Origin of the sequence: Mucilaginibacter aquaedulcis (assembly GCF_030409325.1) — a bacterium.
Taxonomy (GTDB): domain Bacteria; phylum Bacteroidota; class Bacteroidia; order Sphingobacteriales; family Sphingobacteriaceae; genus Mucilaginibacter; species Mucilaginibacter aquaedulcis.
The window spans coordinates 1,166,499-1,178,117 of record NZ_JAUFPR010000002.1 but is presented as its reverse complement, the minus strand read 5'-3'; the positions used below and the strand labels follow the sequence as shown (position 1 = coordinate 1,178,117).

8 protein-coding genes are annotated in these 11,619 nt (G+C 44.1%); 7 read left to right on the top strand and 1 reads right to left on the bottom strand.

What is annotated here, in order from left to right:
• Positions 1-38 precede the first annotated feature (38 nt).
• From QWZ01_RS09440 to QWZ01_RS09410, 7 genes are read left to right on the top strand one after another with little or no spacing between them, the layout of a single operon-like run.
• A complete protein-coding gene (locus tag QWZ01_RS09440) occupies positions 39-215 on the top strand; it encodes a hypothetical protein (protein ID WP_290323061.1) in 177 nt (58 codons plus the stop codon).
• Positions 212-3,301 (top strand): SusC/RagA family TonB-linked outer membrane protein, encoded by a 3,090-nt coding sequence (locus tag QWZ01_RS09435; protein WP_290323060.1) that lies wholly within the window; start codon positions 212-214, stop codon positions 3,299-3,301. The genes QWZ01_RS09440 and QWZ01_RS09435 overlap by 4 nt, the downstream gene beginning before the upstream one ends.
• A gap of 25 nt (positions 3,302-3,326) precedes the next feature.
• On the top strand, positions 3,327-4,883 hold the full coding sequence (locus QWZ01_RS09430) for a RagB/SusD family nutrient uptake outer membrane protein (RefSeq protein ID WP_290323059.1): 1,557 nt from the start codon (positions 3,327-3,329) through the stop codon (positions 4,881-4,883).
• 18 nt (positions 4,884-4,901) lie between these two features.
• On the top strand, positions 4,902-5,378 hold the full coding sequence (locus QWZ01_RS09425) for a DUF6841 family protein (RefSeq protein WP_290323058.1): 477 nt from the start codon (positions 4,902-4,904) through the stop codon (positions 5,376-5,378).
• 13 nt (positions 5,379-5,391) lie between these two features.
• Positions 5,392-7,227 carry an arylsulfatase gene (locus tag QWZ01_RS09420; protein ID WP_290323057.1) on the top strand — a complete coding sequence of 612 codons (1,836 nt, stop codon included), beginning with the start codon at positions 5,392-5,394 and terminating at the stop codon, positions 7,225-7,227.
• A gap of 19 nt (positions 7,228-7,246) precedes the next feature.
• Positions 7,247-9,127, top strand: a complete 1,881-nt coding sequence (locus QWZ01_RS09415; RefSeq protein ID WP_290323056.1) for an arylsulfatase — start codon at positions 7,247-7,249, stop codon at positions 9,125-9,127.
• A gap of 4 nt (positions 9,128-9,131) precedes the next feature.
• Entirely contained in the window at positions 9,132-9,845 is a 714-nt protein-coding gene (locus QWZ01_RS09410; protein ID WP_290323055.1) for a thioredoxin domain-containing protein, read from the top strand.
• A gap of 94 nt (positions 9,846-9,939) precedes the next feature.
• Here the strand turns inward: QWZ01_RS09410 and QWZ01_RS09405 are convergent, their stop codons facing one another.
• Positions 9,940-11,541 carry a serine hydrolase domain-containing protein gene (locus QWZ01_RS09405; RefSeq protein ID WP_290323054.1) on the bottom strand — a complete coding sequence of 534 codons (1,602 nt, stop codon included), beginning with the start codon at positions 11,539-11,541 and terminating at the stop codon, positions 9,940-9,942.
• Between the last annotated feature and the right edge of the window lie 78 nt (positions 11,542-11,619).

Sequence of the window (11,619 nt, the reverse complement as noted above, 5' to 3'; positions counted from 1 at the left end):
AGCCTGTTTCAATGGTGTCATTTTAACTATTCAAATCTATGCAAAATATTGCAAAAGCAAGGATTGGCTATGCGTTGCCTTTTCCGCTGCAGGCAGCCGTTTTTACGCTGCAAATAATTGAGGATGCCTTTCATCCTCAGCAATTATACGGGCCGTTCAATGCGGCTCTTGATAAGTCGTCCGGTTTTACATCTCTTAAAAGCCTGTCGACATGAAAAAACTTTTATTAATCCCACTATTGCTGCTTATTGCTTTTCCGCTGTATACAATAGCCCAGCAAACACAGCCTATTATCAATTCAAGATTAGTTGGTAGGGTTATCGATGGTACAACTAAAGAACCGCTTCCCGGCGCAGTGGTATGTATTGAAGGTACCACACATGTAGTATCAACAGATATTGAAGGAAAATTCAGTTTTGTTACCGGCCAAAAATTCCCTTACAAATTAATAATAACCTTTACAGGCTACGAAAAACAGGAATTTATTGCCGATGGTAGCCCGGTTGAAATTAAGCTTAAGGATGCTCAAACCCAATTAAACCAGGTGGTTGTGGTAGGTTATGGTTCACAAAAGCGTAAAGATATCACCGGTTCGGTATCATCTGTTCCGGCATTGGCTTTAAAACAGCCTGTACCATCGCTTGACAGGGCTTTGCAGGGTGCTGTTTCTGGTATCCAGGTTACACAGGCCACAGGCCAGCCGGGTGCCGGCGTAACCGTACAGATTCGCGGTGTAAACTCTATCAATGCTGTTGCCGAACCATTATACATTATAGATGGGTTCCCTACCTCAAACAGTAACTCCCTTACCGATGCGGGTGTAACCAACGGCCCCAAGATCAATCCGCTGGCATCTATCAATACTTCGGATATCGAAAGTATCGAAGTTTTAAAGGACGCTTCGGCTACTGCCATTTACGGTACCCGCGGTGCCAACGGTGTTATCATCATCACTACAAAAAAAGGCAAGGCGGGTGTATCATCTATCAATTATGATGGCAGCTATGGTAAGCAAGAGGTGATCAAAACGCTACCATTATTAAATACTACCCAATGGGAAGCCTTACGTAATGATGCCCTGGTAAACAGCGGTAAAACTCCCCAAACCGAAGCGCAGTTAAATCCCTACAATACCAATACCGATTGGCAGGATGCTGCCTTTAGGAAAGGGACTTCTCAAAATCATAGTCTTTCTATATTATCAGGTACCGAACGTACCCGCATTGCATTTTCAGGTAACTATTTTAAACAGGATGGTATCCTGCAGAATACCAATTTTGAACGTTACTCAGGCCGTGTAAATGTTGAGCATGACTATAACGACAAACTGAAGATTTCCTCCTTCATCACCGGGAGCCGTATTACAGCGCAGATAGCTCCATCGGGAGTGGTGCCAGCAATTTTACTGATGACCCCAACCACACCTATTTATAATGCCGATGGTAGTTTCTTTAGTAAAAATATATTTGAAGGCACCTACGGTAACCCAATCAATACGCTTTATAATCAAACCAATACCACTACCACAAGCCGTGTACTGGGAAATATCTCTGCCGATTATAAAATTACCGATGATTTAACTGCAAGGGTGCTGGCCGGTGTCGATATTATTGATAACAAACAAAACAGGTATCTCCCTGCCTCGGTATATGAAGGTTCGGGTTATTCAGGCCTTGGCGAGGTTGGTACGCTAAACTCCTTCAACTGGCTTAATGAAAACACGGTTACCTACAATAAAAAATTTGGTAAACACACTCTTAACGTACTGGGTGGTTTTACCCAGCAGCAATTTAAGGCCGAGGGTGCAATTACCGGCTCATCGGGCTTTGTAAGTGATTACGATACTTTTAATAACCTGGGCTCGGGCAGTATCACATCTATATCAGGCAGCGGCTTTGCTATCGCGCCTGCCACATCATTAAATGTCTGGGCATTAAAGTCATTTCTTGGTCGTGTTAATTATGGGTTTGACAGCAAATACCTGTTAACCTTAACCTTGCGTGCCGATGGCTCATCAAAATTTGCTCCGGGACATCAATGGGCTTCGTTCCCTTCCGCGGCTATAGCGTGGAATGCTTCAAGTGAGGATTTTCTGAAAAACGTAACCGCTGTAAGTCAGTTAAAATTCAGGTTGAGCGCTGGGCAAACAGGTAATAGCGATATTCCGGCATATCAATCCTACTCGCAGTTAGGTTATTACCGTTACAATTTTGGCGGCGCCACGGTAGCCGGTTTTGCACCTAACAGTTTATACAACCCAAACCTTACCTGGGAAAAAACTACCCAGTATGATTTTGGCTTTGATTTGGGATTATTTAAAGACAGGGTAACTTTAGTAGCCGATATCTACTACAAAAAAACTACCAACCTGTTGCTTTACCTGCCATTACCGGCAACAAGCGGCCTAACCATTATTACGAATACTGCTATCACTAATCCACAGCAGTATGAAAACGTGGGTTCGGTACAAAATAAGGGATTTGAAATTGGTATTAACTCACGCAATCTTACAGGTAGCTTTGTTTGGAATACCAACCTGGTTTTTGCTGTAAACAGGAATAAGGTGTTAAGCCTTGGCGGTAATGGCGTTAACCAATTCATTCCGGATTCATCCCTGCCATCAATTATTAAAGTTGGCGAACCCATAGGTTCATTTATTGGCTACAAAACCAATGGTCTTATCCAGGCAGGTGGGCCGGTGCTTACTCCGGCAGCCAATACATCGCCGGGTGGCCAGAATTACCAGGATATTAATGGTGATGGTAAAATTACACAGGCTGGCGATAGGGTGATCCTCGGTAACTCGCAGCCTAAGTTTACCGGTGGTATCACTAACACTTTTGCATACAAAGGCATTGACCTAAGTGTGTTTTTACAGGGATCATATGGAAACAAGATCTATAATCAACAACGCAACACGCTTGAATTAGGAACCGGGTACACCAATGCAACCACAACCTTACTTAACAGGTGGACACCTACCAATATCAATACTGATGTGCACAGCGCGTTCCAGGACCCGGCACCAACCATATCAGACAGATTTGTGGAAAATGGTTCATACCTGCGGCTTAAAAGTCTTGGTTTAGGTTATACTTTCCCTCAATCGGTATTGTCCCGCTCGCCTATTAAAAAGATCAGGATATACGTGAATGCACAAAACCTGGCAACCTGGACTAAATATACCGGATACGACCCTGAGGTGAGCAGCAATGAGCAATCGGCTATTACTTCGGGAGTTGATAACGGTGCTTACCCAAATAATAAATCTTTAATAGTTGGCGTGGGGATCACCCTGTAATGGCTACACCTTGATTTTTTAAGATATGAAAACAAAAAATATTAAATACCTCATTATACTGGTTGCCCTTGCCGGTGCATCATGCGCCAAGCTTAATGAAGACCCGCGGTCGTTTATTCCGGCAAGCCAGTTCTATAAAACACAGGCCGATGCGGTAGCATCGGTTACCGCAGCCTATTCGTTACTTAACGGCGGTGCAAATTCTATTCAAACACCTTATAATACGCTCTTTAACACCGGAATGGATTTTATGGCCGATGATGAAGGCCCTGGCCCTGGTGCTACCAATGCCGATGTGCGTTCGCAGGCGGTATTAGGTCATTCGGCATCAGGGTTGCGGATCTTGCAGATCTGGCAGCAGCATTATGCGGCTATCAAAAAGGCTAATATCGCCATTGATACAATCCCCGACATCAAATTTGACGCCACGCTAAACAAAAGGTTAGTTGCCGAAGCTAAATTTTTAAGGGCCTTGTACTACTTTAATTTAGTGCGTTTATATGGCGATGTGCCATTGGTACTGCATGATCAAACCTCTATAAATCTGGCCGATCTGCAAATTGCTCGTACACCTGCTGCCACAGTTTATACTCAGATAGAAGCCGACCTTACTGCAGCCGCTACCGATTTACCAAATAATTATACCGGTGCAGATGTTGGCAGGGCTACTGCAGGCGCGGCCAATTCACTTTTAGCCAAGGTTTACCTTACCGAACGTAAATGGGACAAAGCCGTAACACAGGCTGAAGCTGTTATTAACGGCCCTTACGGATACGATCTGTTCACCAATTATGCCGATGTGTTTTTACCAGCAAGTGAGAACGGCAGGGAGCACATTTTTTCGGCTCAATTTAAAGCAAACTCACAGGGGCAGGGCAACAATCAGGCACCACGGTCGGTGTTAAATGGCATCCCCGGTATGGTGGGTAGTTACGCAGATCAGGTGGTATTTTATTCGGTGCCCGATGCTACAAAACCCGGCGGTGTAGATAAATTTTTCAGTATTTATAAGCTGTATTCTGCTAATGATAAACGCAAGCGTGTAAGTTTTGTAACCCGCTTTCAAAGCCCTACAACCAACTTGTATTATGGTAAGCTTAATGATGCTACCATAGCTAACGACTCAATTCCATTTTTTAATAAGTACTTCGATCCAAGCGTTGTGGCCAATGAAGCCGAATCTGGGGCAAACGTGCCCATTATACGTTTTTCAGATGTATTACTCATACATGCCGAGGCCGAGAATGAACTAAATGGCCCTACCGCAAAAGCATATGCCTCCATTAACCGGGTAAGGAAACGTTCGGGTTTGGATGATCTTGCTGGTCTTGATCAAGCCTCGTTCCGTGATGCAGTGTACCTGGAACGCCGGTTGGAGTTTGTATTTGAATACCAGCGTTGGTTTGATCTTATTCGTGAACGGGATGTCTCTGGCAAGGGAATACTGGAGGCAAGCTTACTCAAAGTAGGCAAAACTAATGTCACCAAAGGCGCGGCAGGCAAGTTTTATCTATTCCCGATACCACAACAGGAAATAGATAACAGTAATGGTAAGCTTACCCAAAACCCTGGCTGGCAGTAACAAGCAAAACAAAAGGTCATGAAAAAGATAATTGCGATTTTTTTATTGTCGGCAGGCTTTTTAAGCCCGGCATTGGCCCAAACATCATCAACCGAAAACGGCTCACACAGTATTGATCCGCGGATCAGTGCTGCCGTTTTTCAGGTGTTAGATGAATACCTGGCCACTTTTAATGCTAAAGATCTGAAAGGCTGGGAGGCTACCTATCAGTTTCCGCATTACCGGTTGGCTGGCGGCAAAATGTCGGTATTGGAGCGGGCTGGCCTGCGCGATTCGGCCCAGGTATTCGGGCCATTGCAAAAAGCCGGATGGGATCATAGCGTTTGGGATCATCATAACATTGTGCAGGCATCGGCCGATAAGGTGCATATAGATACCCGCTTTTCCCGGTACCGTGCCGATGGCAGCCTTATAGGGCATTATGAATCATTATACATTTTAACCAAAGAGAATGGCCGCTGGGGTGTAAAATTTCGCTCCAGTTATGCCGAATAAAACCTGAATACACATGAAAACAAAAACTTTAGTAACGTTACTATCGCTTGGTTTGCTTGGCTCAACAGCCGTTAAAGCTCAAAATAACCAGGCACCGGCATTTGGAGGCGTGGTGGGTAAAACGCTTGATGATTCAAAGGAGTGGTGGCCCGAGCCTCATAAAGCACCCACCGGCGCCCCAAACGTATTGTGGATAATTTTAGATGATGTGGGCTTTGGAGCCACAAGCACCTTTGGCGGCATCATCAAAACTCCCAATTTTGATACCCTGGCCAACAATGGCCTCCGGTATACCAATTTCCATACGGCGGGTATTTGCGCGCCCACCCGTTCGGCTTTATTAACGGGGCGCAATCATCATTATGTACATGAGGGAGGTTTTTCGCACGTAAGCATGTCGGCCGGTTTCCCGGGTTATGATGGCAGGATCCCGGCAGATAAGGGAACCATTGCCGAAATACTTCGTGAAAATGGTTACAATACCTTTGCGGTTGGTAAATATGGCCTTACACCAGATGAGGACGCGACTGATGCAGGCCCGTTTGACCGTTGGCCTACAGGTAAGGGTTTTGATCATTTCTTCGGATTTTTAGGTTCGGCTACAGATCAGTACAAGCCTGATCTGGTAGAGGATAATGCTCATGTAACACCTGATGGCAGGCACCTTACTGATCAAATAACTGATAAGGCCATATTTTACCTAACACGCCAGCATAAGGTAGCGCCCGACAAACCTTTCTTTTTATACTATGCCCCCGGCGCAACTCATTCGCCGCACCAGGTAGCCAAAGAATGGAGCGACCTGTACAAGGGCCAGTTTGATTCCGGCTGGGATGATTTCAGGGAGAAGGTTATAGCCAGGCAAAAAAAATTGGGCATTATTCCTGCTTATGCCAAACTACCTAAGCGTAACACCCGCATCCCCGCGTGGAAATCATTACCAGATGCGGAGAAAAAACTGTACGCCCGTTTCATGGAAGTTTATGCCGGTTATTTAACCTATACCGATCATGAGGTTGGCAGGCTTATCAATCACCTGAAACAAAGTGATCAGCTGGATAATACGCTGGTATTTGTGATCATTGGCGATAACGGAGCCAGTAAGGAAGGAACCGTTCATGGTGTTATCAACCCCAAAAAGAATTCGGCCAAGCTGGTTGCGGAAGATGCTTATCTGAAAACCAATATCGAGGATATTACCGATATCGGTACGCCGCAGGCCAGTACCAACTATCCTTTGGGTTGGGCGCAGGCAGCCAATACGCCATTTAAATACTGGAAACAAGATGCCAACTCTGAGGGTGGCACACGCAACCCGCTTATTGTTTATTATCCAAAAGGCATTAAGGATAAGGGTACTACCCGCACCCAGTATGGGCATGTTATTGATGTATTGCCTACTACACTTGAATTTACAGGCATTAAACTACCCGAATACATCAGAGGTGTTAAACAGGATACATTGCAGGGTACATCTTTGGTATACTCATTTGATCATCCCGAAGCTGCATCGCACCATGTTTTGCAGCACTATTACATTTTTGGCTCACGATCAATTTATAGCGATGGCTGGAAAGCCGAAGCCGCGCACCATCCGGATAACGTAGAGCTGGGCGATTTTAAAGTTGGTCAAAATGTTCCTGATAAAAGCTTTGATGAAGATGTATGGGAGCTTTATAACCTTAATCAGGATTTCAATGAACGTATTGATCTGGCTAAAAAATACCCTGAAAAGTTGAACGAACTGAAAGCGGTTTTTGAAGCACAAGCTCAAAAGAATAACCTGTATCCATTTATTGACTGGTACGATGTTTACCACCAGCGCATTCATAAAAATTATAAAAAGTAAATTTTAAATCGATACGATCATGAAATACGCTTATCAACGAATACTTAACTTATCGGTAGTGGCTGTTCTATTCAGCGCGCCGGCTTTTGCACAGTTACCACAAGTAAAGGTAACGCCGCAAAATATTCCACCTATTGATCCCGCCGCTTACAAAGGGGTAGAGGGTAAAACACTTGGCGAATCAAAAGAGTGGTGGAATAAACCACTCAAAGCACCCAAAGGGGCACCAAACATTGTATGGATCTTGTTGGATGATGTTGGCTTTGGCGCATCGGGTACATTTGGCGGACTCATCAGCACGCCTAACTTTGATACGCTCGCCAATAATGGTTTGCGGTATACAAACTTTCATACAGCAGGCATCTGCGCGCCAACGCGCTCATCATTGCTAACCGGGCGCAATCATCATTACGTACACATGGGTAATTTTGCTCATGCTTCTACGGCAGCCGGTTTTCCCGGATATGATGGCCGTATTCCGCCTGATAAAGGCACCATTGCCGAAGCATTACGCGCCAACGGTTACAGCACTTTTGCTGTAGGTAAATGGGGGGTAACACCTGATGAGGATACCACCGCCGTTGGCCCTTTTGATCGCTGGCCCACTGGCAAAGGCTTTGACCATCATTTTGGATTTTTAGAATCAGCTACTGACCAATATAATCCGCCGCATTTGGTAGAAGATAATTTCCACATTAAACCAGATGGCCGTAATCTTAACGAGCAAATTACCGATAAGGCCATTGCTTATATTGATGCTGCACACAAGGCGTCGCCAGATCAGCCTTTCTTTTTATACTATGCCCCAGGGGCTACGCACGCCCCGCACCAGGTAAGCAAGGAGTGGAGCGATCTATACAAGGGTAAGTTTGATGAAGGATGGGATGTTTACCGTCAAAAGGTTTTTGAAAACCAGAAAAAGGCCGGTTATATCCCGGCGTATGCCAAACTGCCCGAACGTAATGAGCGCATAAAGGCCTGGAATAGCTTGCCTGCCGATCAAAAGAAACTATATGCCCGTTTTATGGAGGTTTATGCAGGTTATCTGACCTATATCGACAATCAAGTGGGCCGGGTTATCAGCCACCTGAAAGCCTCGGGGCAGTTTGATAATACCCTGGTTTTTGTAATGATAGGTGATAACGGAGCCAGCAAAGAAGGAACCGTGCATGGTGTTATCGATCCGAAAAACTCAGCCTTAACCTCACTGGAGGCAGATTATATTAAAAAGAACGAAAGTGATTATGAAACCATCGGCACACCTGAAGCCTCAACCAATTACCCCTTGGGCTGGGCTCAGGCTGCCAACACACCTTTCAAATACTGGAAATCTGATGCTGATGCTGAAGGTGGTACCCATAACCCGCTTATTGTTTATTATCCAAAACTAATCACCGAAAGGGGTGGTATCCGTACCCAATATGGTCATGTGTCAGATATATTCCCAACAACCATTGAAGCAGCCGGTTTAAAACTGCCTGAATACATTAAAGGCATAAAGCAAGATACCTTGCAGGGTAAATCGCTGTTCAGTTCATTTAATAACGCGCAGGTAAAATCATTACATACTCAGCAGTATTACTACATATTTACCTCAAGGTCTATCTATAAAGATGGCTGGAAGGCCGAAGCGGCACACCGTCCGGATAATGTTGATCTGCTCAATTTTCCGAAAGAAAAGACCATACCTGAGCGTAATTACGATAAAGATGTATGGAAGCTTTATAACCTGAACGAGGATTTTAATGAACGGAATGACCTGGCTAAAAAATATCCTGAAAAGCTCAAAGAGCTAAAGGATCTGTTTGATGCCGAAGCTAAAAAGAACCATATCTATCCGTTTATTGACCGGGACGATATCAACAATAAAAGGATCCATAAACTTGAAAACAATAATTAAAGCCATGAAAAACTTAAAAATTGTATTGCTGGCCCTGCTCATTGTTTTTACCGGCGAAGTAAAAGCGCAATCGCCAGCTTTATTATCGCTCGAAGCTTTTGCGACCAAACTAAAACAGGCAAAAGAACCCCAGATACTGGATGCCCGTTCGGCCGAGGAGTTTGCACAGAATCATATTAAGGGTGCTATAAATATAGATGCAAAGGCTACCGATTATCAGCAAAAACTGGATAGCCTGGATAAGAACAAAGCAACCTTTGTATACTCCATAGCTAACGGCCGCAGTACGGTGCTTTCGCGCGAGTTACGAAGCAATGGGTTTAAAGATGTGGAGGAGTTACCCGGTGGTTTAGCCAACTGGATAGGTTCGGGTTATCCCATTATTTCGACAACAAAAAAAGGAGTTTCCTTATCAAAGGCTCAGTTCAGTGAATTAACAGCTTCATCTCAATTGGTTTTGGTTGATTTTGGATCGAGGTATTGTGGTGCCTGCAAAAAACTGGTTCCTGTGCTTGATTCTCTAAAAGCAAATAGCGCTTATACACCTAAGGTAATCAGCATTGAAGTTTATGATAATACTAATTTAGCCAAAGAGCTAAAGGTAAATGTGCTCCCAACGCTCGTACTTTATAAAAACGGTGTGGAAGTTTGGAAAAAGCAAGGATTTTCATCTACCGAACAAATTACGACGGCGACGCTGGCCGCAAAAAGCAAATAAAAACAACAAAGGGGCTTGTAAAAGCCCCTTTGTTGTTTAATATCATGATGTTCCCTCAAGTATGGAACGATAGAGGATAAAACTGTACTGCTTCTTAATTGATCAATTTCCCTTGAAGTGCAACCTTGTTTTTACCATAAGTAAAACTGTATTCCACATCTGCAGTTAATTGCTGGTTGTTGAAGTGGCAGGTTATTGTTTCGGTATGAGGGCTTTCAATATAACGAAGTTTTAATTGCAGCGTTTGGCTATCATTCCAGGCATAACTGCCTTCTACTTTATAAGGTACCAATAAAGAAAAGTCTTCCCTTGCTGCCGAAACCAGGCCCGGCCCTTGCATATCTGTTTTGCCAGGCAACCATTTGCCTGTTTCAAAATCAAGCTTATAGCTCGCAGTGTCTTTTTTTAAGGTTACATGGCAAATATTATTAGCCACGTTCAAAGTGATAGAGCTGATATGCAGATCGTTTGGCTCAATTGAAAATGTTTTGTTGAATGTGCCATTTGTATTATTTGTACTATTGGCAGCGGGTGGCAGGCTTAAGGCAGCCAGGTGTTTTTCCAATTTATCATCATTCATCTTTGCTGCAGGTAAAGCCTTTTGATGTATTGCTGGCAGCAGATATTTCCACACCAGGTTAAGTTCCTCCTGCATATTGCTTGTTTCTGAGGTAATTGCAATTACTGCATCCTGATCGGGCATAACAACAATATATTGGCCAAAAGCACCATCAGCCCGGAAAGCGTTATTACGGCAGCGCCAAAATTGATAGCAATAACCCTGCATCCAGTCGCTTGAATCCCTTTTACTTTGCGCTACGCCGGGTGCCTGGTCTATTTTGAAAGTGGTGGCTTCTTCAACCCATTCTTTTGGCAATAGCTGTTTACCATTCCAAGCACCTTTTTGCAGGTAAAGCTGGCCGAGCTTGGCCATATCTTCTGTTTTTACACGTAAACCCCAGCCGCCTGTATTAATGCCCTGTTTGTTAATTTCCCAGTCGATACCCTTTATACCCAGCGGGTCAAAAAGGCGCGGTTTTAGATAATCAACCACTTTTTGGCCCGTTACCTTTTGTACAATGGCCGATAGCATGAATGTTGCCATAGAATTATACAAAAACACACTACCCGGTTTATTCGCTATAGATAATGCAAGGAAAGACTTAACCCAATCATCCTGTTTTGATGCAATGGCAAAAGTGGGGTCAGCAGCCTGACCTACAGACATGGTTAAGAGATCTTTAACCGTAAGTCCGGCAAGGTACGGTTTTATGGTATCGGGCAAACTGCCGGGGAAAAAGGAAACCACCTTGTCGTTTACCGAAAGCCGTTTTTCACTTACAGCAAAGCCAATGGCTGTGGAAGTAAAGCTCTTACTGCAACTGTACAGGCTATGCCTTAAATCTGGTTTATAAGGATTCCACCAGCCCTGGGCAATCACCTTGCCGTGGCGCAAAAACATAAAACTATGAAACTCATGATTGCTTTTTGATGCAGCAGTTAAAAAGCTATCTATCCCTGCGGCAGATACACCTTCGGCCTCAGGTGTACTGGTAGAGAAGGCGTTTGATTTTTGAGCATACAGCGTATTGTTAAAAAGTAACAGGCACAGCCCCACCACAAATAATTGTTTTTTGCAGCGTTTGAAGCACAATGTTCTTATAGATTGCACGGGAGGTACATAATTGGTAGGCATTCTGATAATTTTAAGGGTTTATGATCAACGTGAAAATAAAGTTTTTTTACGTGATTTACGCGCTCAAATTATTTAACT